The sequence below is a fragment of the Catellatospora vulcania genome, from assembly GCF_009720385.1.
Classification (GTDB): domain Bacteria; phylum Actinomycetota; class Actinomycetes; order Mycobacteriales; family Micromonosporaceae; genus Catellatospora; species Catellatospora vulcania.
In genome coordinates this window covers 230,242-252,296 of the sequence record NZ_WARX01000007.1, presented here as the reverse complement: position 1 = coordinate 252,296, position 22,055 = coordinate 230,242, and the positions used below count along the sequence as shown (strand labels likewise).

General features: G+C 65.6%; 23 protein-coding genes. 13 read left to right on the top strand and 10 right to left on the bottom strand.

The window, feature by feature from the left end:
* Positions 1–90 precede the first annotated feature (90 nt).
* The 4 genes from F6W97_RS29225 (at position 91) to F6W97_RS29210 (ending at position 2,166) form a co-directional block, all read left to right on the top strand.
* The gene (locus F6W97_RS29225) at positions 91–393 is read left to right on the top strand and encodes a putative quinol monooxygenase (RefSeq protein ID WP_155373768.1); all 303 of its coding nucleotides are present in this window, start codon (positions 91–93) and stop codon (positions 391–393) included.
* A 46-nt stretch (positions 394–439) separates the two neighbouring features.
* Positions 440–1,192, top strand: coding sequence for an AraC family transcriptional regulator (locus F6W97_RS29220; RefSeq protein ID WP_155373767.1), 753 nt, complete (start codon positions 440–442; stop codon positions 1,190–1,192).
* Positions 1,193–1,426: 234 nt separating this feature from the next.
* Positions 1,427–1,573 carry a hypothetical protein gene (locus tag F6W97_RS29215; RefSeq protein ID WP_155373766.1) on the top strand — a complete coding sequence of 49 codons (147 nt, stop codon included), beginning with the start codon at positions 1,427–1,429 and terminating at the stop codon, positions 1,571–1,573.
* 98 nt (positions 1,574–1,671) lie between these two features.
* Complete coding sequence (locus F6W97_RS29210; RefSeq protein ID WP_196279379.1) at positions 1,672–2,166, top strand: DUF4383 domain-containing protein; 495 nt, start codon at positions 1,672–1,674, stop codon at positions 2,164–2,166.
* Positions 2,167–2,171: 5 nt separating this feature from the next.
* Here F6W97_RS29210 and F6W97_RS29205 read toward each other — a convergent pair whose 3' ends face one another.
* From F6W97_RS29205 to F6W97_RS29185, 5 genes are all read right to left on the bottom strand, one after another.
* On the bottom strand, positions 2,172–3,413 hold the full coding sequence (locus tag F6W97_RS29205; RefSeq protein WP_155373764.1) for a hypothetical protein: 1,242 nt from the start codon (positions 3,411–3,413) through the stop codon (positions 2,172–2,174).
* Positions 3,414–3,462: 49 nt separating this feature from the next.
* A complete protein-coding gene (locus F6W97_RS29200) occupies positions 3,463–3,789 on the bottom strand; it encodes a PadR family transcriptional regulator (protein WP_155373763.1) in 327 nt (108 codons plus the stop codon).
* 166 nt (positions 3,790–3,955) lie between these two features.
* Positions 3,956–5,671: an acyl-CoA dehydrogenase family protein gene (locus F6W97_RS29195; protein ID WP_155373762.1), complete on the bottom strand. Its 1,716-nt coding sequence runs from the start codon at positions 5,669–5,671 to the stop codon at positions 3,956–3,958.
* A gap of 21 nt (positions 5,672–5,692) precedes the next feature.
* Positions 5,693–6,244, bottom strand: a complete 552-nt coding sequence (locus F6W97_RS29190) for a PadR family transcriptional regulator (RefSeq protein ID WP_155373761.1) — start codon at positions 6,242–6,244, stop codon at positions 5,693–5,695.
* Between the two features lie 140 nt (positions 6,245–6,384).
* A complete protein-coding gene (locus F6W97_RS29185; protein ID WP_155373760.1) occupies positions 6,385–6,882 on the bottom strand; it encodes a site-specific integrase in 498 nt (165 codons plus the stop codon).
* On the opposite strand from F6W97_RS29185, the gene F6W97_RS41575 reads away from it, so the two are divergent.
* From F6W97_RS41575 to F6W97_RS29165, 4 genes are all read left to right on the top strand, one after another.
* A complete protein-coding gene (locus tag F6W97_RS41575; RefSeq protein ID WP_407924619.1) occupies positions 6,782–7,246 on the top strand; it encodes a DUF3631 domain-containing protein in 465 nt (154 codons plus the stop codon). The two genes, F6W97_RS29185 and F6W97_RS41575, sit on opposite strands and share 101 nt — an antisense overlap.
* A 73-nt stretch (positions 7,247–7,319) precedes the next feature.
* Positions 7,320–7,535, top strand: coding sequence for a hypothetical protein (locus F6W97_RS29175; RefSeq protein WP_155373758.1), 216 nt, complete (start codon positions 7,320–7,322; stop codon positions 7,533–7,535).
* Positions 7,532–7,915: a hypothetical protein gene (locus tag F6W97_RS29170; RefSeq protein ID WP_155373757.1), complete on the top strand. Its 384-nt coding sequence runs from the start codon at positions 7,532–7,534 to the stop codon at positions 7,913–7,915. The genes F6W97_RS29175 and F6W97_RS29170 overlap by 4 nt, the downstream gene beginning before the upstream one ends.
* Positions 7,915–8,523, top strand: coding sequence for an HNH endonuclease (locus tag F6W97_RS29165; RefSeq protein WP_269059717.1), 609 nt, complete (start codon positions 7,915–7,917; stop codon positions 8,521–8,523). The genes F6W97_RS29170 and F6W97_RS29165 overlap by 1 nt, the downstream gene beginning before the upstream one ends.
* 117 nt (positions 8,524–8,640) lie before the next feature.
* Here F6W97_RS29165 and F6W97_RS29160 read toward each other — a convergent pair whose 3' ends face one another.
* The gene (locus F6W97_RS29160) at positions 8,641–9,063 is read right to left on the bottom strand and encodes a hypothetical protein (protein ID WP_155373755.1); all 423 of its coding nucleotides are present in this window, start codon (positions 9,061–9,063) and stop codon (positions 8,641–8,643) included.
* 539 nt (positions 9,064–9,602) lie between these two features.
* On the opposite strand from F6W97_RS29160, the gene F6W97_RS29155 reads away from it, so the two are divergent.
* Positions 9,603–10,193: a hypothetical protein gene (locus tag F6W97_RS29155; RefSeq protein WP_155373754.1), complete on the top strand. Its 591-nt coding sequence runs from the start codon at positions 9,603–9,605 to the stop codon at positions 10,191–10,193.
* Between the two features lie 24 nt (positions 10,194–10,217).
* Here the strand turns inward: F6W97_RS29155 and F6W97_RS29150 are convergent, their stop codons facing one another.
* From F6W97_RS29150 to F6W97_RS29140, 3 genes are all read right to left on the bottom strand, one after another.
* Positions 10,218–12,740, bottom strand: a complete 2,523-nt coding sequence (locus tag F6W97_RS29150; RefSeq protein ID WP_230687067.1) for a DEAD/DEAH box helicase — start codon at positions 12,738–12,740, stop codon at positions 10,218–10,220.
* A gap of 146 nt (positions 12,741–12,886) precedes the next feature.
* Positions 12,887–13,384 carry a hypothetical protein gene (locus F6W97_RS40985; RefSeq protein WP_230687066.1) on the bottom strand — a complete coding sequence of 166 codons (498 nt, stop codon included), beginning with the start codon at positions 13,382–13,384 and terminating at the stop codon, positions 12,887–12,889.
* 643 nt (positions 13,385–14,027) lie between these two features.
* A complete protein-coding gene (locus tag F6W97_RS29140) occupies positions 14,028–14,651 on the bottom strand; it encodes a hypothetical protein (protein ID WP_155373752.1) in 624 nt (207 codons plus the stop codon).
* 739 nt (positions 14,652–15,390) lie between these two features.
* On the opposite strand from F6W97_RS29140, the gene F6W97_RS29135 reads away from it, so the two are divergent.
* The 3 genes from F6W97_RS29135 to F6W97_RS29125 all read left to right on the top strand — a co-directional run bounded on the left by F6W97_RS29135 (position 15,391) and on the right by F6W97_RS29125 (position 17,111).
* On the top strand, positions 15,391–15,735 hold the full coding sequence (locus F6W97_RS29135; RefSeq protein WP_155373751.1) for a type VII secretion target: 345 nt from the start codon (positions 15,391–15,393) through the stop codon (positions 15,733–15,735).
* A gap of 65 nt (positions 15,736–15,800) precedes the next feature.
* On the top strand, positions 15,801–16,472 hold the full coding sequence (locus F6W97_RS29130) for a hypothetical protein (protein WP_155373750.1): 672 nt from the start codon (positions 15,801–15,803) through the stop codon (positions 16,470–16,472).
* Positions 16,473–16,790: 318 nt separating this feature from the next.
* Positions 16,791–17,111 (top strand): hypothetical protein, encoded by a 321-nt coding sequence (locus F6W97_RS29125; protein WP_155373749.1) that lies wholly within the window; start codon positions 16,791–16,793, stop codon positions 17,109–17,111.
* 5 nt (positions 17,112–17,116) lie between these two features.
* Here F6W97_RS29125 and F6W97_RS29120 read toward each other — a convergent pair whose 3' ends face one another.
* Positions 17,117–18,292: a pentapeptide repeat-containing protein gene (locus F6W97_RS29120; protein WP_155373748.1), complete on the bottom strand. Its 1,176-nt coding sequence runs from the start codon at positions 18,290–18,292 to the stop codon at positions 17,117–17,119.
* 244 nt (positions 18,293–18,536) lie between these two features.
* Between F6W97_RS29120 and F6W97_RS29115 the strand changes: the two genes are divergently transcribed.
* Positions 18,537–21,596: a hypothetical protein gene (locus tag F6W97_RS29115; RefSeq protein ID WP_155373747.1), complete on the top strand. Its 3,060-nt coding sequence runs from the start codon at positions 18,537–18,539 to the stop codon at positions 21,594–21,596.
* Positions 21,597–22,055 lie beyond the last annotated feature (459 nt).

Sequence of the window (22,055 nt, the reverse complement as noted above, 5' to 3'; positions counted from 1 at the left end):
TCCGGCTGACGGGAGCCGACCGCCGGACCCGCTGTGAGGATCGAATCCAGCAGCGGCAACCGCCGCGACCGTCCTACCGGAGGTCTCCACATGTTCATCGCGATCCTCGATTTCCGCACCGCCGCCGCCGAGCGCGATGCCGCCCTCGCCCAGCTCGACAGCGAAGGCGAGCAGGTACGCGCCATGCCGGGCAACCTCGCCTACCGGATCTACGCCTCGCGGGCGGACGAGTCCGAGATCACCGTCGTGCACGAGTGGGCCGACCAGGAATCGTTCACCCGCTACCTGGGTTCGGATTCCTTCGCCCGCTCCGGCGAGGTGCTCCGCCCGATGATGACCGCGGCGCCGGTCAGCCGCCGCTTCCACGCCGACCTGCTCGAGACGGTCGGCTGACCGGCACCGTGGCCGCCGCCTACCATGGGTCCGTGCGAGGCCGCCGATGACCCGCGAGGCGTACAGCTTCGTCCGCACGTTCCCGGCCGAGCCCGCGCGTGAACTCCGCGTGGACCGCCACTACCTGCTCTGCGCCTCCGCCGGCACGCTGCGGCTGGAGGCACAGGGCCAGGCGTGGCTGCTGCCCCCGGCCCGAGCCGCGCTGATCGAGGCGGGCCGGCCGATCCAGGTGAGCATCCCGCAGCCGGTCACCACGGCGTCGGTGCTGTTCGACACCGGATTCACCGCCGCCCCGCCGGCACCGCTGACCGTGTTCGACCTCAACCCGCTGGCCCGCGCGCTGGTCGACGAGTGCGCCGGCTGGGACGACAGCGACGAGCCCCTTCCCGCGTACGCCCGGACGCTGTTCGCCGCGCTCGCCGCGGTCGCCTGGCGGCTCGCGGAACGGCCGAGCCCGGTCGTCGTGCCGGCCGGACGGTCCCCGGAACTGCGCCGGGCGCTGGAATCGACCGAGCGGCAGCTCGGCGGCGAGGTCCGCTTCGAGGACGTGGCGGCCGAGGTCGGCCTCGCACCGCGCTCGCTGGCCCGGCGTTTCGCCGAGGAGACCGGCCTGACCTGGCAGGCGGTCCTGCGCCGGATGCGGGTCCTGCGCGCGATCGAGGAACTCGCCGCGGGCGACACCCCGGTGACCCGGATCGCCTACCAGGTCGGCTACACCTCGCTGTCGGCGTTCAACGCCGCGTTCCTGGACCTGACCGGCCGCACCCCCACGCAGTACCGCGCCAGCTTCCGGCCCTGAGCACCTCGCGGCGTGCGCGCCCACGCATTGACATATCGCTCCGAATGGGACGCCTCGCCGTCGTCGGGGTGGCGGCGGTCACGGTGCGTAGGCATACCTAGAGCGGCCCAGGCATGGCTCTAGGTAGGTCTCGGCCAGGCAGGATACGCCGTCGCTGCGGATGGACGAGGGTTCGCGGAGGAGGAGTATTCATCTCGTCAGCACGACACAGAGTCAAGGACTGAGGAGTCTGCGATGTTCGGAACACCCGAGATGTACTTCGACCTGGCGAAGCTGCATCACCGAGAGCTCATCGACGAGGCCGCGAAGGAGCGGGTGGCCAACAGGCTGCACCGCCACGGCCGCAAGCGCCGCCAGGCGCGCGACCACACGGCACGATGAGCATGAGCAGACAGGCCCGGGAGCCGGAAAACGGCCCCGGGCCTGTTCCTATGTGACCGACCGGTTTCCCCCTGCGGCGCATGGGGAACCTGTGTCGTATGCATCTGCCCATCAATCACCGGAAGCGGCCGCTGTGGCGGGCGCTGGCCGGCGTGGCGGCCGTCTGCCTGCTGGTCTTCGGGCTGCTCGGCGTGATCGCCACGTCCGGGCGGCCGTTCCTCGACGACGCCGCCGGTCCGGTCCTGGGACTGCACACGAGCCCAGCGCTGGCCTGGCTGTCTCTCCTCCTCGGTGCGGCCGCGCTGCTCGGCGCGATCGTCGGCGGCAACACGGCCATGGTGCTCCACTTCGGCACGGGCGCGGTCACCCTGCTCGGCGGCCTGGCCGCACTCGCCCTGCTGGAGACTCCCGTCAACACGCTCGGCCTCGACGTGACCGGCTGCGTGCCGGCGTTCGTGGTGGGCGCGATCCTGCTGACGGCGGGCCTGTACGGCAGGACGGGCGCCCCGCGCGAGGCCGTCGCCGAGGAGGTGCTGCGCCACAGCACCCGCCCTGGCGACAAGTTCGCCGTCGAACCGCACGCCGAGCCGTAGCCGGCTCACCGCCCGTCGGCGGCGCGGGCCGGCTGCCGTCGCAGCGCGGTGCCGAGGGCCGCGCCGCCGGCCGTGCCGACCAGCCAGAACACTCCCATGATGAGCAGGAAGTCCACGCGGACCACGTCGAGGACCGCGGACTGCCACGTCGGCGGCACGGCATCGCCGGTGCTCAGGTAGCCGGCCTGCCGCTGCGCCCAGACCAGCGACTCGGGAATGCCGACGGCGATGATCGCCACCAGCGCGGCGAGCCCGGACAGGGCCCCGGCCCGCAGTCCCGCGCCGAAGGACCGGAAACGCCAGGCTGTGGCGAGAGCGACGACGGCCAGCAGGGCGCTCGGCGCGGTGACCCAGAAACTGAGGATCCCGCCCCGGTCGTGGGCCAGCGACCATCGCGAGGCGGCGAACGAGCCGCCCGCCACGACGACCGCCACCGCGGCGGCCTGCGCCCACGCGCCGCGCGCCCGCCCGGACCGCAGCGCCGCCCACACCCCGCCGAGGGCGAACCTGCGCCGCTCGGCGGGCGGGTCGATCGCGGCGAGTTCGGCACGTAGCGCGGCGCCCCACGCGGACCGGTCGGCGGGCAGGTCCGCGGTGGCGAGGTCGAGCAAAAGCTGCCAGAGGTCGCGGGCCGGGTGCGGGCTGCTTTCCGCCGGTGTGCGGGCACCGTGGGCCGCGCCGAGGACGGGCCACGGCAGCGCCCATACCAGTACGACGAAGAACACCACGAACGGGATGAGCAGGTCGCCCTCGCCGAGGTTCGCGACTACCGGGAAGCCGGCGGGTTCGGCCAGGTAGGCGGCGTGCAGCGGCAGGTGCGCGGCGGCGGCGCCGGCGGCGATCGCCAGGAGGGCGAGCAGTCCGGCGACGGCTCCGGCCCCGAATCCCCGGCCCCGGGCGACGGTGGCCGCGGCCAGCGCGGCGAGCGCACCGCAGGCGACCGCGGCGAGCATGCCGAGCACCATGGTGACCAGCACCAGGTCGACACCCCAGCGCGGGCCGTTCTCGACCGTCGCGAGATACAGGCGTTCCAGACCGAAGGTGAGCGCTGCCGCGCCTGCGACCACGGCGATCAGTGCCGTCCACACGGGACGGCGGGCGCCGTCGCGCAGGGCGGCGCGGGTGCGGGCGGCGAGCCCGCGGACACCGCCGCGTCGTACGACATCGCGCAGGCGGACCGCGAGCACTGTGATCGCGAGCAGTGGCGCTGGTGCGAGCACCACCAGGAAGAGGAGGAAGTCGAGCATCGAGGGCCTCCGAACGGCAGGGCGGGTCGGGGAATCGAGCGGTCGCGGATCAGGCGGTTCGGGGAGCGAGCCGGGTCGCGCCCGGGGCGGGTGCTTCGGCGGCGCGCGCCGACGCGGCGACGGTGCGCGCGAGTTCGGCGCCCGCTGTGGTGAGCCGGTACAGGTGCCGGGCGGGCCGCCCGCGTGGCGGGTCGGTCTCCCACGAGGTCTCCACCTGCCCTCGTTCGGCGAGTCGGATGAGGATCGGGTAGACCGTGCCCGCCTTCAGATCCAGGCTGCGGCACAGGTCGTAGCCGTGGCTCCAGTCCTCTCCGGTCTCGGCGAGGGCGATGAGCACGGCCGCGGTCTGCGGTGAGGGCTGTCGTACGCGTGCCATGCCCCTAATATCTACCTAGATAGACTTACCGCGCAAGCCCTTCCGTGGACAACGGACCACCCCACATGCGCGTCAAGATCGCTGTTGTTGGTCAGGATCTGCGGTCTGACCACAGGTTCTGACACCAAACAGCGATCTTGACAACTGAAACACCAGCCGCGCCGTCCTACGGCTGCATCGCGTACGCGCCGCAGAGCGCCTCCACCTGCGCCCACACCGCGGCGGTGCGGGCGGCGTCGCGGACCGGGCGGCGCAGGTGCGCCAGCGCCCAGGCGGCCTGCGCCTGCGTGGTGGCCGCCTTGCCGTGCAGTTCGGTCGCGTAGCCGGAGAAGTCCCCGACGAGCACCGCGAAGATCTCGTCGAGCAGCTCGCGGTCCAGGCCGGTCAGCTCGGCCTGCTCCAGGATCAGCTGGCCGTACACGACCAGCGCGAACAGCTGGCCGACCGTGAGCAGGAAGTCCAGGTCGCGCTGCTGCTCCTCGTCGGGCGCGTGGGCCAGCAGCAGCGTGCACAGCCCGTCGGCCTGCTCCCGGAACACGGCCACATTGGCCAGGTCGGCGTGCTTGTCGTAAGGCCCGCGCCAGTCGTGGAACCGGATCGCGCCCAGGCCGCGAGCGGGCCCCTGCCGGAACAGGAACTCGTCGTCGGCCGCGTCCTGCCGGGTCGGCACGGGCGCGAACTCGGCCGGCTGGAACAGGTAGTTGGGCATGAACTTCAGGATCAGCGCGAGGTTGACGTGCACGGTGCCTTCGAGCTTGGGCAGGCCGCGGATGTCCTTGGCGGCCTTGTCGAAGTAGGTGTCGGCCTCGAAGCCCTTCGCGGCGATCACGTCCCACAGCAGGTCGATCACCCGCTCGCCCTCGGTGGTGACCTTCATCTTCGTCATCGGGTTGAACAGCAGGTACCGCCGGTCGTCGGGCCCCGCCGACCGGAAGTAGTCGACGGCCCGGTCGCTGAACAGCTTCATCGCGACCAGCCGGGCGTACGCGTCGGTCAGCTCGCGGCGCACGTGCGGGAAGTCGGTGACCTTCCTGCCGTAGAGCACCCGCTGGTGGGCATGGGTGACCGCCTCGTACATCGCGTGCTCGCAGATGCCGATCGAGGCGGTGCACAGGTTGAACTTGCCGACGTTGACGGTGTTGAGCGCGGCGTCGAACGCGGCCTTTCCGGTGTGCAGCACGTCCTGCCCGCGCACCGGGTAGTCCTCGAGCCGGAACTCGCTGACGTACATCTGCCCGTTCACCACGTTCTTGACCAGGTGGTAGGCCGGGTGACGGCTGTCCGCGGCGAAGAAGACGTACCCGTCGGGCCCCTCCACGTCGGCGCGGCGGCCGAAGACGGACACGAGCCCGGCGACGTTGCCGTTGCCGATGTAGTACTTGCCGCCGGTGGCCCGGAATCCGTCCGCGCCGTCCGGGGTCAGCACCATGTCGGTGGAGTAGATGTCCGCGCCGTGGGCGCGCTCGGACAGGCCGAACGCCATGACGTGGCCGTCGGCGAGCAGCCCGGCGGCATGGGCGCGGGCGGCCGGGTTGGCGCTCTGCCAGACCGGGCCGAGGCCCAGGATGGTGACCTGCCAGGTGTACCAGTAGCCGAGGCCGTAGAAGGCGAGGATCTCACTGAGGGCGGCGTTGCGCGCGGTGTCCCAGCGGGTGGCTCCGGCGCCGTCGGCCGCCGGGGTCAGGAAGGTCGCGAACAGGCCCTCCTTGGCGACGAAGTCCAGGAAGTCGGCGTACCAGGTGCGATCGTTGTAGCTGTCGACGAGCACCTTCTTGCCGCGGTTCTCGAAGAAGTCGACGGTGGCGCGCAGCAGCCGGCGGGTCTCGTCGTCGAAGTGCGCGGGGTCGTAGGTGCGCGGGTTCAGCAGCAGCGGGTGCGCCATGGTCGTGTTCCCTTTCCAGGTTCAGCGGCCGAGGCCGTGGAGGGTTTCGAGGACGTCGTCGAGCCAGGCCAGGACCATCCGCTCGTACGCGATGCCGCCGCGCAGCACGACGTGCTGCAGCCGCTGCCCCGCGTCGAGCGCGCCCGCGTCGGGGAAGTCGCGCTGCTCGCCGGTCAGGTAGCGGTGCACGGTGGCCTCGTGGTCGGCGCGGTAGCGCTCGACCTCGACGATCAGCGCGGCCCGCCCGGCGGCGTCGTCGAACGCGGCCCCCCGGATCTTGACGGCCAGCTCGTGGCGGACCGACTCCGGCTGGACCGGCTCCCGCAGCCAGGTGGTTAGCGCCGCCCGGCCGGGTGCGGCCACGGAGTGACGCCTCTTGTCGGGGCGGCCGTCCTGGTCGATCTCCTCGGCGGTGACCCAGCCGTCGGCCTCCATCCGTTTGAGGACGCGGTAGATCTGCTGGTGGGTCGCGGTCCAGAACCGGCCGATGGAGCGGTCGAACCGCCGGGCCAGCTCGTAGCCGGACCCGGGCTGCTCCAGCAGCGAGACGAGGATCGCGTGTTCCAGGGCCACGCCGGCCATCATGCTATGAAACTAGTTGCATATCAAGAACGCGATCATCTGCTCTGTACGTAGGGCCAGGTCAGCGGTCACATCGGGGCACGGGCGTGAGCCGGTGTTCTGTTAAACGGGGTCGCTATCTCACTTCTTTGTCACTGGCCAGTCTCGGAACGCCCCAGGGCGTGGTTCAGGCTGGCGCGTGCGTTACCCAGTTCTGCGGTCTGCGAGTGCACGTACGTCCGCATGGTGAAGTCGGCGCTCGCGTGTCCCAGCCATGCTGAGATGACCGCTACAGGGACGCCGCGAAGGTGCATGAGGGTGCCCGTGGTGTGGCGAGCGTCGTGGAGCCGGATGACCGGCAGACCGGCTTCCTTCGCCCTCCGCTGGAACGCGTACGAGTAACGAGTCGGGTAGTACGGCCTGCCGAGTTCATCGCAGATGACGTGGTCGCCGTCCTCGTATGCGTCTCCCGCATTGAGCTGGTCGACACGCTGGTAGGACCGGAGCACCCGTAGGGCGTTGACCAGATCCTCGTCGAGCGGCAACGTCCTGCTCCCCCGGACCGTCTTCGGCGCGCCCTCCACGACCGCCCCAGCGACCATCACACGTGACGAACGCACGCTCAAGGAGGGAATGCTCCTTCGCGACATATGGCTTCTGTTCGCGGAGCCGGGAGTCTTCGACAAGATCAGCACGGTAGATCTCCTGGGCCATCTCCATGCCCTCCCCGAGTCTCCGTGGGGTGAACGTCAGCTCACCGCTCATCAGCTGGCCAAGTACCTCGGGTCGTACGGAATCGAGAGCAAAGACGTGCGCCGACCCAGTAAGAAAACCGCCAAAGGTTACGAGAAGCGTCAGTTCCACGATGCGTGGAAGCGGCACCTTGCCCAGGAAAGGGCGACAGGGGCGACAGGGGCGACGTCCGAGGTCAGTACCTCTAAGGAAGGTGCGTCGACATCGAGTCCCGGCCTTAAGCCCAAGAAGGCGCGGGGCAGAAATTCAGCCGCGAAATGAGACGGGCGGACAGCAACGCCAGCGGCTGTCCGCCCAAGCAACTCCCCCACCAACGACGAAGAAGGAAGCAGAGATGCAGGGCAAGGTTAACAAGCAGGTCAGATATGTCGACGGCCGCCGGGTCTACTGGTTCAGGTTCCCGCTCACCGGAGTGATGATCCCCATCTTCGTGGAGGAGCGCCGGCGTTGGAGCGCTGCACGTAAGCGGCGCTTTACGCGGACCCTCCAGATCCTCGGAATTGTGGCGTCGGGACCGATCTGGGCGCTCGTCCAGGAGTTGATGAAGTGAAGAAGATCCGTCTTCTGCCGCACGAGGCTCACATCGTCAGACACTTCATCCCGTCGTCCGTGCTCCACAGTTTTCTGACCGACCACGATGCTGCGGTGGCACGGATGGGCAACGGCGCGTTCCGCACGGAGGAGTTCAGCGCGTCGTCCGGGCCGAAGGGCATCTCGTACACCTTCGCGCCGCGTCCGCAATCCCAGCGCGTCGAGGACAAGCTGATCACCTGGCAGCGTCTGCGGAAGTTGTTCGCGAGCGTCCCTCAGGAGTTGGCCGACGCACTCCTCGACGAACGGGAGCACCCGCACACCTGGAGTCGGTGGGAGCGCATGGAGCCCATCGCCAAGCGCATCTTCGCGAGCGTGGCCCTGGGAGGGCGGGCGTGATGACCCTGACGCGCGGCGCGCGCTCGACAACCATGGAGATATCCCCACTGCGGGAAAACCTCTTCATCTGCTTCGAGCGGATGGAGGGGCGCCCAATGCGGGCTGCACCCGGAAGCCTCCGGTCGGTGCCGAGATCGGTGTGCGTCTTCGGGCATCGGCTGACTCCTCGAAACATCGTCCGATGGGAAGGGCCGCCCAGTGCCCGCGTGGCGATCTGCGGCATGTGCGAGTCCGTGGTGATGTCAGCTGTGGACCTTGGGCAGCCGTACGAGGCCGGCATGTGGGTCTACGGCACAGTCCCGCAGTCGAAGGGCGGGCCACGGCGGAAGAGCTACAACGTCAACACCGAAGGCTGCTGGATCTACGAGGGCAAGCCACGTGCGACGGACGGGTACGCAACGGTTGGGAACCCGTTCGGCATGAACACGTCGATGATGGCCCACCGCTACTTCTGGACCGCTTGGGTGGGTCCCGTTCCGGCGGACCTTCGCGTCGACCATCTGTGCCGCATTCGGCTGTGCGTCAACCCCGCGCATTTCGGCTGGTTACCCACGCGGAAAACATGCGTGCGGCTCGTGCCTACCGGGTCCCGAAGCCATACTGCGTGAACGGCCACGCCTACGACGACTACACCCGCAGGTACGCCACCAACCACACGACGGGCTATACCCAGGTGTACTGCCTACTGTGCCGTCGTGCGCGAAACTACATCCCGCAGCGAGGGCTCACCTTCGTCGAGGGCTTGGCCGTTGTCGCGAGGGACCTTGCTGCATCCGACTATCCGCACTGAGGTAGGTCTGGGTGTCCGGTAGCGAACGTTGCCGGGCACCCAAGACGATGTATAGATCCCAGCCCGCCGAGAGGATGTAGCGGTAGAACTGCGACTTGTGCCGGGCGAGCTGTGTGTCCTCCTTGATGTACTTGCTGTACTGGAACATGTTCACGCCCTTCAGCTCAACGCCGAAGGTCTTCCCACGGAACAACGGGTTCGGGTGGTCGTCGGGCACGATCCCTGAGGCGTCGGCCGTCCCCATGCTGCGCATGTTCGGCCACGGGAGCGACACCTCGATGTCGTTGATGAGACCGGCCGCGAGCATGTTCGCCTGCAACCTGAGGTGCCGCCACTTCCCGTCGTTGAAGATGTTCATCAACTGCGGTTCGACGACTTGATCCGTTCTGGCCGCGGTGTGATCACGCTAGCCGCGAGAGGTCGCGGTGACGGCGACCCGTGGGGTCGAAATAGGTGGATTGCGCAAGCCTGACACGCATGAGCTGCTATGCAGACTTCCGACAGTCCCGCAAGCTCCGTCAATCGTTAAAGGGTGCGTCCGTGAAATGGGGCAGATGCGGCTGGCAGTGCCGCTGAGCTGGAGGAGTTGAGCTGTGGACCTTACCGATGGCCAGGTGGCCACTGCCTTTGTCTGCGGGACAGCCGTGGCCGAGCCGCACGACGCCTGTACCCAAAGGGGGTGAATCGCTGGAGGGCTGGTTGTCTGTCGCTGTGACTGAGCTGGCTCGGGTGGTCCGGCACGCGCTGGCAAGCTGGGGCCGAACCACCCGACTTTGCGTCCTGACCATCGTTTTGGTCAGCGCCGCTATTGCCGTTGTCTGGACGGTGAAGCACTAGCGACAAGGGGCTCAACGATGTCAGGGGAGGCCGGTAACGGTCTCCCCTGACGTCATTGAGGTGAACGAATCTGAAGGGAAAACTTTGGACCACAAGGCACCGTTGACGCTGGTACGCCTCTTTGGCGTGATTGGAGCCGCCTTCTTCGCTTTGGGGATCTACCTCGAATGCTGGCAGTTCGACTGGTTGGTAGATCACCCGTTTATCCTCAACATGATCTCCGAGGTGGTTGCGTTCTCGTTGGCTGCAGTTGCGGCCGTGCTGCTTTACAACCACTTCCTCATGCGCGAAGAGGTCGCTCGCCTCTATGCGCCGATCGAATGTGACCTGAGGCAGATAGTGGGGGAAGTCCGACATGACTTGGCCGCGCCGTCCATCGAACGCGTGCCCATAAGCGAGCTGGAACGACGTGGCCTGGAGATCATTCCTCAACTTCGATCATTCGCGCACGCACACAACATCGCGAACGCGAGGTTCGAGCAGTACCTCAGTCGGTACGAGCACGCTCTGCGTAAACCTCAGATCACCTACCTAGGTGCTGCGATATGCATCGACAACTTGGTGAACTTTGCCAAGGCCGAGATTCGCCGGAACCTCCGAACGGGGGTTGGGGACAGGCAGATGCGGTCGCGCCGTGGCGGAGTCGACTAACGGACCCGCGACGGCGCGAACGGCTCAGTTGGCAGCCGGCGGGGTGGGCGGGTCGGTGTAGTGCAGGAACAGCTGTGTCCCCGTCAATTTGCAGCTCGTGAGTTGCGCAGCTACGGCCTGCTCATCCCCCCAGCGACCCAGTCCGTTAGCCAGCTCAGTGGCGAACGTCCTCACCGCGAGCTTCAGAAGCTCCATCTTTTCTTTTGTGACGATCCGCATGCCGGTGACGGGCGTGGCAAGGATGTGAGGAGTCCTACTTGGGTGCAGCAAGATCGGCACTTGAGCTACGTCTGGGTGATGCTGCGCATCCCAACGGACACTTCCTCCCAGCTGGTCAAGATCGTGCTTGGAGATGGTTGTAGTAATGCATCCAGTCTTCAGCTCGATAACGGCGTGCTGAGTTGTGCTGAGCGCCCAGAGGTTGTCGGGGCCGGTGCCGTACTCCTTCTCCGGCCGTGAACTTGCGAAGCCCAGGTGAAGTCCGAGCTTCTGCCAAGCTGCCTCGGCATCGTCAGTGCGGTCTTCGTCCCACTGAATTTCGTCGAGCAGCATTCGGACGCCCAGCACTAGCTCCATGGCGTCGGCATAGGTGTTCTTGAGGTACTCCGCTGCTGCCCGAGCCTGCACGGCCGCAGCGCGGACCTGCACGGGACTGACGCCGGCCTCGGGTCGGAGGATGAACGGGTTGTCTCGCTGTGCCGTGGTCAGTGCTCGCTGTGCCGCGATACGGTCGAACAGATCGACATAACTCGCCTTCTGCTCACCGAGCCACCCGCGTAGGGCCAGGTCGTCCACGGCATTCATCGCGGTCTGGATTGAGTTGGCTGCTGCGTTGTATTGTCCCGCCGCCGCATGGTCGAACGCCTGACGGCACGCGACAACTTCAGAGCGGATAAGGCTGGTGGCCGCGTACTTAATCTTGGCGAGTGCTCGTCTGCTCGGCTTCACCCAGTTCTCGTTCCGGGAGAGGCATACCGAGAGCGCCTCACGAATCGACGCGAGCCCTTCGCCCTGGATCTGGTTGGCGACGGTTCGGCTCAGCTCCAACTGCGCCTGCGTAGCTGGCGTGAAGAGATTGAGGTGCTTCGAGTCGTACGTTGCGACACCGAGGGCCGCCCCCAAGAGCAGCACAGCGCAATAGTCCTCACTGTCACGCACGCCTCGGCCCATGCCCTGCTCGATGCGTTGAACCATTCTCGCGATCCGGGCCGGGCTGTCGGCGAGCGCAAGAGCCTCGCGCCGTTCTACGCCGTCCATCGGGCGGGGAACCCCGTCAAGGACGAGGAGTCGGCAAGCGTCCCCCGGCAGGTCCACGCCGTCGTACTTGTTGACCAATACCACCAGCCCGACATGGCCAGCTCGTAGCGTGGCAACGACATCTTCGAGGGTGCCAGCTCGATGAACCTGCGCCCCGTACGGCCGCCAAGCGTCCGCTGCCCAATCGCCGGGCACGATCACGACGACGTTGATGGGCTCGGCGTCAACAACGCCGTCACCGTCGCGGTCACCCCGCGCGAAGTCAGCTGCCAGCTTCCGGACCGCCTCATCGTCGAGATCTCTGTTGATTGTGAGGGGTGCGAGGATCAGCCGGTCGCCGAGGTCAGCGGCGCTGTTGGGCGTGACTGGCCGGCTCAGAAGGCGAGGTTCAGCGTCGAAGTTCGTGACAAGGACGCTGTCGTCGGCGAGGGTGGCGGTCAGGTACACACGGCGCTTGGCGTTGGCGAAGGCCGGAATACGCCGGATGGGTGGTGCCGGAGGCCGAATTTCGATGCCGCGTGAAGTTACGGTCGCGGAGCACAAGTGCAGCACGTCGGAGATCAGCGGCCACACGAACATGAACTCATCTTCGTTGCGGTGTCCGTGGAGCAACTCCATGACGTCACCATGCCTGGCCGACCACGACCAGAAGGGGATTCTCGACGCTGCACTCGTGTCACCGCTGCGGATGTCCCGGTACTGCTTCACCGACTGCTGTTTGAGATCCTCCGTAAACCACGTCAGCAACGTCTCGTACGCGCTGTGGCTGTTGGGGATAGTCAGACGGAACTGGCCCTCGGTGGTCGCGAGCGCAGCGTGGGCGTCATCCACCACGACCACGCCGAGGTCGATCACGTCACGCCCGTCGCCTAGTACACCGAAGACGGAGCGTCCGTTGATCAGCTTGTAGAAGTTGGTGACGAGGATCGCCTCCTGCGTCAGGAACGCAGGATCGCGGGGATCGTCCGCGGTGGCAAGCCCAAGGCGGTGTGCCTCCGCGCGCACCTGAGCCGCCAGGTACTTGTCGGGAGCCAGGTAGACCGCCTTGCCGACTTCTTCGTTCAGCGTGCTTTGGGCGATGAGAAGCCCAGCGACAGTCTTGCCTCCACCCGTGTTCTGCTTGATGACGATGTCACGTTGGTGGCGAGCCTCGAACCACTTGTCCAGTACCTCGCCTTGCTCTTGACGAAGGTATGGCCACGGGCGGTGCGGTAGTGCCGTGTAGATCTCACGCGGGCGAAGCAGAGCTTCCTCCCGGTCGGCTCCGATTCTGCTCAGATCCAACGGCACTGTGAATCCCCCTGACTCTTGCGGCGTACTCATCCGCCGGCGAGCACGCAGCCTAACGCCGTGGGGTGTGATTCACGTGCTCAAGCCGGAGAGATCAACCGCTCGGCGGAAGACGCCTGAGTCGCGAGGTTGAGTTTGGCGGTACGTCAGAACGGCGGCTCATCGTCGAAGTTGCCACCCGAACCGCCGGCCGGGGCGGCCGTAGCCCATGGATCATCTGTGAAGGACGCCCGTCTCGCCTGAGAAGGCGGGGCCAACTCCCGGATTGGCAGATCGTCGCCATCAACAGCGGAACGCCAGAGCATCCTCACGATCACCATGCGGGGCGCGGGCCTGTGATCGTTGTAGTCGATTTCGTACATGACCATGTCGTCCGGCTTATAACCGGCGGCCACCATCAACGCATGGGCGATGGCCTCGACGTTCAGCCACCTGTACGGCACCGCCTTGCCTTTGAGCACGCGCCGGATCAGTTCTCTACTCGGTGCGCCCTTCAGCTCCTCATTTTCCTTGATCCACGCTTCAAGCTCTTCGAGCGGAGGGCTGTCGGCGGCGCGGTAAAGGGAGAACAACTCGGCTACGAAGGCACGGTGTGGGCCATGAGGAAGTTCGGCCTCGGTTGGCATGGTCAGACGCTTGGGCACATGAGTCCTGACTCTGACGAGGAACGGGCCAGTAAACAACGTTCTCCACTGGATAACACACAACGGCAGCGTAAGCCATTGGATCACACGGTCCCGTACGCCGACGCACACCTGCACCAAGGTTTGCCTCGATAACACGCTTAAACACAACCCGGTCTGAACTGCGCAGACACTGTTTTCAGGCCCTGAAAGAGGTCTTCGGCGCAAGCCAACAACGGGAGAGGTCTGCGATGAGAACGGCGTTCGCTTTGAACGGCACGGCGGCTGCGGCAGCGGCAGTCGGCTTGCCCTGGTACGCCTGGGCCAGTCTGACCGTCACGAGCCTCGCCCACGTGGGGCTGCTGTATGCGCGTTCTGTCATGGAGCACAGGAGGAGGTGCATGGCCATCGCAAGGGTGCCGGCAGGGCGGGTGACCGAGGTGCTTGCGGAGCGAGAGCCGGCCCCGCTCACGTGTGACGGCCATCAGCACGAGATGCTGCTCTCCTGAATCAGACCGAGTGGCCCCTGACCAACCGTGTCCGGGGCCACTCGCTGGCATCGTCAACTAACTAAGGGCCTCAGGATCTAGGCGATGCGGGTCAAGGCCTTCGCTCACGTGGCCCATGCCGGTGAGGGGAAGGCGGCTGCCCCTTAATCCGCAAGTCACAGCGGGCGCCAGGTGCCGCAGTCCCGAGACATGAAGCTGTAATCGCCGGACCTGATCGTGACCTGCACACGCTTCGCGCTCAGGATGAAGTTGTTGGCGATGATGTTCCCCGACTTGTTGGTACGTTCCCAGTAGCAATCGTGGATGGTTCCGTCGTCTGGGCCAAGCTGGATCACGTAGGTCCCAGGCTTGACGTAATCTCCGGGTTTGGCCTGCTGCCCGACAAGGTAGGTGCCATCTTCAAAGATCCGGCCCGCAATGACTAGCTTCCACCGGCTGGCGCGAGGGTGCTTTGGACAAAGGGCGAGCGCGGCCTTGATCTCTCTCGTGTCTGTGACTGCCATCTCGTCGGTCCCCGCGTAGTCGCTGCCCGGGTCCACCATGGCGCAGACAACGTAAATGTCCGCAAGCGTGCTGTCGTACTCCTCATGACCCAGCAGCCGATCGACGGCAGCTTCGACTGCGGTCAAGGTAGGGGTACTTCGCGCGATCTTGTCGTCGCTTCCGTAGCCATCGCAGTAGTCGACCTTTGCTGTCCAGACCTTGGTGAACACCGGAGCGCCTTTGGCGTCCATGGGGATGGTGTAGGTCGTGTCATCGCAAGTGAAGGCGACGGTCACCGGCGGCGGTGTCCACGGCGAAGGAGACACGGAAGGGGACGGGCTCGCAGCAGCACTCGTCGGTGCGGATGGTCGTGCCGATGGAGAGGCAGATGGAGCCGCGACCGGTGCAGGTGCCGGAGAACTGCACCCAGCAGCACCGATGATCAGCATGCAGGTTGCCAAGGCAGCGGAGACTCGACGACGAGAACTAGTCACCACGGAAGTCTGTGGGCTACGTAAATGACTCGGCACCATCGTTCGGCTTAGTTGGGTTACCGCATAGCCACGGTAAGTCAGCCATTAAATTCCGTTCTGTCGACGTGAGCCGTAGGAGCTACCCGAGCGTCGACGACCGGCTTACGGCTGGCTGGCCGCATGTGGCCGACCTCCGCCTTCCCCTGAACTTCCGGGATGAAGTCGAAGACGTGAGGCGCGGCGACTTCAGCCCTCCACAGGCCCTGTCCCACCCACTTCCGCTACCGACTCCGGAAGCCGGACACGTGCGCGTGCGTCCCAGCTTCACAGGAAGACCGCCTGTCTTCTGGTGTACTTCCGGTCGCTCTGGGGTGAAGTTCAGAGGGTGGAGTCGCACAACTTCCGCTCGTCGGCAATGCCGGCTTGTGACTACCCCACGGTGGCTGCTGCCGCATGCACCCCGCATCCGAGTTTCAGAGCGGAAGCTGCGTCCGGAAGTAGTACGGCGTCCGCATGCGGGTTACCCCGGAAGCAGGGGCGGAAGTAGGCCGGCTCCTCCCGGATGGCGTTCCGGGTTGAGCCGGAAGCGGTGCGTACTGCCGCCGGAAAGTATGAGGACAGCGGTGAGCATCTTGCGGCAGCCGCGGACTACCACGGCAGGTACGTCGACTTCGGGCTGTTGGGCACGGGCTTCATCGTCGCGATGAACGACGACCACCACGCCTTCCAGCGACTGTTGAGCGACCGGCTGGCCAACGCCGTCCAGGCGCTGACTGGAAGCGCGCGGGAACTGACGATGGCAGCGCAGGCGTACACGGCCACAGACGCTGCTACAGCCGGGAAGCTTGACGCCACGTACCCGGCAGTTGAGCGGAACTCGGTCCCGGCGCCCTTCGGTGGGCGCTGATGAGTCCTACTGCCGCCTACGACCCGACCGTTCACCTGGTCGCCCCGCAGCCCGTGGACGACTCAGTGAGCGCGGGCTTCGCGAACGTGACCGCGCTTCTCGACCAGGTGAGCCTGTCCGCTTGGCTCAACGAGGCGATTAAGGGTGCGACCGACTACGACGTCATCGGGTCGGTCGTCGAGCCGTTCTCCGGTGACTGGGAGAAGGTCTCGACCTACGGCAGCTCGCTGGCGAACATGTCCCAGTGCCTGCGTGGCATCGCTGGGAACGTACGGGTCACTACTACCGACCTCGACTTCCACTGGAACGGCAACGCGGCAGACGCGGCGCACCTGTACTTCACCGCCACTAGCCGCTCACTGACGATGCACGCCGACGCGCTCGACCGGGCCGCGAAGCAGTATCAGGCGCTCGCCCTTGACGTGTGGCACTTCCACGAAGCGCTCAAGGGACTGTTGCAGTCGATCGTCGACCAAGGCTTGCTCTTCCTCATCTACGCCGCAGCAGGCACCGCGTTGTGCGAGACGGTCATCGGAGCGGTCGCCGGGTACGCGCTCGCCGCAGCCGAGCTGGCGAAGCTGCTTACGACCATCAACAAGGCCGCGAGGATCGTTCAGATGGCGAACATGGCGTTCCAGACCGGGTTCTCGACGCTCGCCGGCATCCTCAAGGAAATCGAAGACCTCGGCCCCATCCCGGCGCTCGGCGTGCCCTACGACCACCCGATGGTTAGGTGAGCGCGATGATTGAACACGGGCGGCCGTTGCACGCAGACCCGGCCACCGCGGCCCTTCTGGCGTCGGCGCTCAAGCAGATCCAGGCGAAGAACTCCTAGCCTGCGCTGCGCGAGATGGCCGCTGACCTTCTCGGAGGACGAGGCCAACTACGGGACCTCGCGAACTCGTCCCAGCTCGCTGTGCCCTTGGAGAGCGCGACCCAGCGGTTCGAGCAGTTCCGTGAGCAGTGTCCCGAGGCGATGTTCCAGCGGATGACCGACTACGCCGTTGCGTACACGCAGCAACTCCAACTGGTACTCGATGAGGAGGAGGCACAGCATGAGTGAGGCCCCAAGTGCTCACGGCTTTCGCCGCACCCTGGCGTGGGGCGCGATCGGGTTCTGGTTTCTGCTCGGCTTCGTGCCGATGGTTGCGCTGCTGATCCAGACCCTCCGTGGCGACCGGACGGGTAACGAACTAGCGACCATGCTCGTGGTGATCGGCATCCCGGCGGCGCTGTTTACCGTGGGGCTGTATTACGCCGTGCAGATCTACCGCGCCAAGTCGCCAGACGAATCGCGCGCCCCCGCCTGGAAGCTCACTGCCGCGTTTATGGCAGGGTTCGTCGCCTTCCTCGTGGCGTCGACGCTGCTGCGCTAGCGACGCTATTGAAGAACGGGTGTATCTAGCGCCCTGTCATCGCGTCCATCGCGCTGCCTTACGAGAGTTCCATCGTGGTAGGCCCAACCATCTGGCCAGCTTGCTTGGTCGTCAGGTCCGACGACTGCCGAGATCTCCTCGAAGTCGACAGCACTCTTGAAGGCGCATCCTTCGAAGCGGGCACCTCGCTTAAAATGGACTCCCTTGAAGCTCGCAGTGTTCTCGAAGACTGCTGCGGGAAAGAGCCGGTCTGTATGAAACCACGGGGTGCCTTCAAACCACGAGTAGGCAAGGTAAACATCGCCATCGAAGTGCGCCCCTCGGAAGTCCGCCCCGAATCGTCCGCGATCCTCGGTGAAGCGAGCGCCTTGTGCCAGGAAGAGACCGAAACGGGCTCCGTGAAACCCGGTCTCGCCGGAGAACGTAGCGTGGTTAGCCTCGAAGAGGTCGACGTCAGCGCCGGCTAAGTTGAAGTCGACTAAGTAGGCTCCAGTCAGCTCGATGCGCATCTGCGGCCAGAACTTGTCCTCGTTCCTCGGCTGAACGTGCGCTCTAATAATTCTCTGAGCCGCCTTGCGAACTTCGAGTTCTTCTTGGTTCTGGCCGACGGCGTCGGCATCTTCGGCCGATGCGTAGGCGGGCCTTACCGGCATGCGTAGGTAAGCACACATGACATCAAGGACAGTCTGCCTGTGTGGTGCGTTGTCTTGGGCGACGCGCTCTAGCGCGTACATCGCGCCAAGCCTAACGGCGGCCTTATCGCTTCCCAGCTGCTCTACAGCCTTCAGGTAAAGCTCTGTGATCCGACTCTCGGCAGCGTCTGCCTCGGTCGCTGCTGCTGAACGTTCGCGTAGCGCTAGGTCTGCGTCCTGCAACGTTAAGCCAAGTTCGGTGGCCCGTTGCCGCCTAACTGCAAGAAGGAGCGCAAGTGCGGCTCCAGTGCCGCCAGCCGCGGTGAGCCCTGTTTTGATCGCTTCAGCTTCAGCCTGTGCTTCGGCTTGTGCTGCAGCTTGCGTTAACGCCTGGTTCTGCGCTTGGTTCGGGGCTGGCGCAAGGTGCGCCAGCGACCACATCCACCAGCCCGTCGTCGTTCCGACTCCAACAACAAGAACTGCCGATGCGAGGACCCACCACCAGCGCAGCGGTTTAAGCAACGGACGGGGAGCAAGCATGTCGAACATGATGGCTCATCCCTGCAACCCGCGGCTTCGGCTTACACGGCTGTTTGGTGCCACCGCTCAGCTGCCATGCCTTCAACGTACGTCGAGGCATCTAGCGGCCTTTAGATGAGAACATCTCTTGATTGAGAAGAATTAGAACTTAGGTAGGTGGGCAATGCCATTCCCTGTCGGAGTACGGACAAGCACCATTCACGGCAAGTTGGTAGCGAGTACCGGCGTGTGCAAGGGCTGGGTCCAGTTCGCGATGCCCAAGAATCTCCGGGACACAGCAGGGCACGTCATCATGGCGGCTGGCGACTTCCTGGTACACCTCGACGCCCAGGGCGAGTTCGCGATCGAGCTACCGGCTACCGACTCGCCCGACGTCCTGCCGTTCAACTGGGCCTATGACGTCCGCATCGAAGCAGCGCCGCTTCAGGACAAGTTCCGGCTGAACGTGCCCTACTCGGAGAACGTGCTGGAGTTCTCGGACATGCCGCCGGTGACCAGGGGCGACGAGCAGACGTACGCGTTCCGCAACCACGTCCATCCGAACATGTTCAGCATCTCGGGTGGCACGCTTACTGGGCCACTAACGCTTGCTGGAGCGCCGACAACCGATCTGCATGCCGCGACCAAGGGGTACGTCGATAGTGGCCTTACGCTCAAGCTGAACCGATCTGGCGGCACGCTGTCTGGACCACTCACGCTCTCCGGCGCACCCACGGTCGACCTGCACGCCGCGACGAAGAAGTACGCCGACGACGGCCTGGCCCTGAAGCTCAATCTAACCGGGGGCACGATGACCGCTGCTTCCGGCACGCTGGGGCAGAGTTCCCTTGGTCGGAACACGCTGAAGCTTGGGTCGAGCTTTGCCGGAGGTGAGAACACCTTCGACTCGACCGGCCGTCTGGACCTGGAGTCGTATCAGCGCGCCCAGCTCACCAACGCGGCAGGCACCGCGTACGCGCACTACGGCGAGGTGATCCGCATCTTCTCGCGCAAGCACAACTCTAAGCAGATGATCGCTTGGTACGGGCCTACTGAGTACGACGGCAGCGGCGACCCAGCAACCGACGACACGGCCTGGTTCTGGATGGGTGCCCACTACAACCCGAACAACCCGGCGGGCGTACGACACGGCCACTGGTCCATCGAAACGCCGGATGCGACTGCTCAGCTGCAGACGCGCATGGAGTTCCTGATCTGGGACCCGGAAACCGGCGAGTTCGGCATGAACAAGACGAAGATCATTACGCACGATGCCGACTTCGTCGTCGAACAGAGTCAGGGCGCACTCCACCTCGCCGCCAGCGCAGCAGCTATCAACCTGTACTTCAACCGGGACTCTCACGGAGCGAACGCGGGTAAGAGGTGGGCATGGCAGACGGATACCACCGCCGAGTCAGGCAGCAATGTCGGCTCGGACTTGCGCCTTGTACGGTTCACCGACGCAGGGGCAGCGGTCGACGTTCCCATCTTCATCAAGCGCAGTAACGGCGTCGTCGGCATCGGTAGCGTCGTCGCCCCGGCCGCACGGCTCGATGTGCTTGAGGCCGGCGCGCGGCACACCGTTCGCGCCGAGCAGAGCACCGCATCTGCGGTCAACTCCGCCACCTACGGAGCCGTTCTAGGGAACACAGCGAACCGTGCGATCGACGTACGCGGTGCAGCCGACTCCTCTGCACGTCTCGTGATCTACGGCACCGGCCGCATCGAGATCGGCGATGGTGGCGTTGGCGGCCGGGACACCGTGCTGTACCGCGACGGTGCGAACATCCTCAAGACGGATGACCACTACGTCATCAGCGCGGTGGCGGGTGCAGGTGCGACCGCGGCGTATCCACTCGGCCCGACAGCCGCAGCCGCACGGAACGGCCTCCAGCTCCTGAGCTCGTTCGCAGGCGGCGAGGACAACGTCTCGGGTACGGACACCACCTCCCGCATCAACCTCTACAGCTACCAGCGCGCGGCGTATCACAGCTTCGGGGAGACGATCCGCAAGTACCTCATGCGCCAGGACTCGAAGGCGATGCTGGCCTGGTACGGGCCTCAGGTGACCGGCACCCAGAACCACGGCTACGACGGCAACCGAGACGCCCTCACGAGTGGCGTGTCCTGGAAGCCGTGGTCCTGGCTCGGCGCGCACTACGAGGCGAACGACCACGGCAGCGTCCACGGTCACATCTCCATCGAGGTGCCGGACACCTCAGGAGCGTTGCAGACCCGCTTTGAGATCCTGTTTGCCGACCGCGACACCGGAGCCATCGGCCTGGACAAGACGTTCATCATCACGAACCAGGCCGACCTAGTGGTCCGGTGCTCCAACGGCCAGGTTCTGCGCATGGCCGGCGCGGCTGGCACAGAGAAGGCCATCGAGTTCAACAACGACAGCTTCGGCGCGACCGCTTCACGTCGCTGGAAGGTCCGAGCGAATTCAACTGCTGAAAGTGGCGGCAGCGCAGGCACCGACTTCCAGATCGTCCGCTACAACGACTCGGGTGCCGCAGTCGACGCCCCGATCGAGGTCACCCGCTCGTCGGGCAAGGTGACGGTGGGCGGCTCAACCTCCAACGGCGGAACCCTGATCCAGCGGGCATCCACGTCGAGCGGATTGGCTGCGTTGACGGTGAGCGTGACGGGCACCGGTGGTACGGGCGTCGAGGTCCAGCAGCTCCAAGACGCTGACCGCGCGTTCCAGACGCTGGTGTCCGGCGATGCGAACCGCAGACTCGTCGTCCTGAACAACGGGCTGCATGAGTGGGGCGATGGCGCCAACGCCCGCGACACGAACCTGTACCGCAACGCTGCCGACCAACTCAAGACTGACGACTCGTTCGTAGTCGGCGCGCGGCTGACCGTGGGTACCGCACTCAATGCGGCGCAGTTCTACGCGCAGTCAGACGGCTCCATCGCAGCCGGTACCTTTGCCACATCGGCAGACGGCACAGCCGCCCTCGGCACGGTCCTCATCAACCCGTTCTCCACGTCGAAGCGCGCTCTCGACATCCGGTTGGCTACCGACAGCGTCTCCCGGCTTCGCGTCGACGTGAGTGCCGGCTCAGGCTCTGGGACGCTGACCTTCGGCAACGGCAGTGCGGCCGACACCAACCTCTACCGCAGTGCCGCTGACACGTTGAAGACCGACGACAGCTTTCACGTCGGCGGGGACCTTCGCCACCTGGGAACGTCGCTTGGCTTCTACAACGGCGCGCCCGTCGCCAAGCCCACCATCACCGGACCTGCGGGTGGGAACGCTGCGGTCCAGAGCATTGCCGCGGCCCTTGCCGCACTGGGGCTGGTCGTGAACAACACGACTGCGTAGCTGAGCAACCTGCAAGTGCGGTCGCATGAGCTGATGAAGCCGCCCGTCGGACTACCGGTAGGGCGGCTTCGTCGTACTCAGCTGGATCACCTGTATGACATTGCGTCCGAGACACCGCGGTTGTCACACAGGTGCCACCACCCGCTCCCTAGCCGCACACCTAACCAGCAAGTTCACTGACGAGTGCGCAGTGGCCACTGCCCGAACCACTTCCCTCATCGTCAGGAGGACTCATCGTGCCCGGACTCAAGACCGGTCGACGCAACCCCGTGGACGGCCCCAGGACTGTCGCACGGCGACGTTCTGACAGCGCCGTGACCCTGATCCAGATCCTGTGGGCCGTCGCAGCTCTGCTTACCGCAGCTGGCACGTTCATCGCCGCGTGTAAGGCGTAGAAGCTTCAGATGTTGAAGAAGCCGTCCACGCCCTGCGGCGTGGCTCCTACGTTAGTTACGGGCA

Coding starts and splice junctions, on each gene's coding strand:
- F6W97_RS29225 (WP_155373768.1), top strand. CDS start 91: ATGTTCATCGCGATCCTCGATTTCCGCACCGCCGCCGCCGAGCGCGAT.
- F6W97_RS29220 (WP_155373767.1), top strand. CDS start 440: ATGACCCGCGAGGCGTACAGCTTCGTCCGCACGTTCCCGGCCGAGCCC.
- F6W97_RS29215 (WP_155373766.1), top strand. CDS start 1,427: ATGTTCGGAACACCCGAGATGTACTTCGACCTGGCGAAGCTGCATCAC.
- F6W97_RS29210 (WP_196279379.1), top strand. CDS start 1,672: ATGCATCTGCCCATCAATCACCGGAAGCGGCCGCTGTGGCGGGCGCTG.
- F6W97_RS29205 (WP_155373764.1), bottom strand. CDS start 3,413: ATGCTCGACTTCCTCCTCTTCCTGGTGGTGCTCGCACCAGCGCCACTG.
- F6W97_RS29200 (WP_155373763.1), bottom strand. CDS start 3,789: ATGGCACGCGTACGACAGCCCTCACCGCAGACCGCGGCCGTGCTCATC.
- F6W97_RS29195 (WP_155373762.1), bottom strand. CDS start 5,671: ATGGCGCACCCGCTGCTGCTGAACCCGCGCACCTACGACCCCGCGCAC.
- F6W97_RS29185 (WP_155373760.1), bottom strand. CDS start 6,882: ATGTCGCGAAGGAGCATTCCCTCCTTGAGCGTGCGTTCGTCACGTGTG.
- F6W97_RS29175 (WP_155373758.1), top strand. CDS start 7,320: ATGCAGGGCAAGGTTAACAAGCAGGTCAGATATGTCGACGGCCGCCGG.
- F6W97_RS29165 (WP_269059717.1), top strand. CDS start 7,915: ATGACCCTGACGCGCGGCGCGCGCTCGACAACCATGGAGATATCCCCA.
- F6W97_RS29160 (WP_155373755.1), bottom strand. CDS start 9,063: ATGAACATCTTCAACGACGGGAAGTGGCGGCACCTCAGGTTGCAGGCG.
- F6W97_RS29135 (WP_155373751.1), top strand. CDS start 15,391: ATGGCGTTCCGGGTTGAGCCGGAAGCGGTGCGTACTGCCGCCGGAAAG.
- F6W97_RS29125 (WP_155373749.1), top strand. CDS start 16,791: ATGAGTGAGGCCCCAAGTGCTCACGGCTTTCGCCGCACCCTGGCGTGG.
- F6W97_RS29120 (WP_155373748.1), bottom strand. CDS start 18,292: ATGTTCGACATGCTTGCTCCCCGTCCGTTGCTTAAACCGCTGCGCTGG.
- F6W97_RS29115 (WP_155373747.1), top strand. CDS start 18,537: ATGCCCAAGAATCTCCGGGACACAGCAGGGCACGTCATCATGGCGGCT.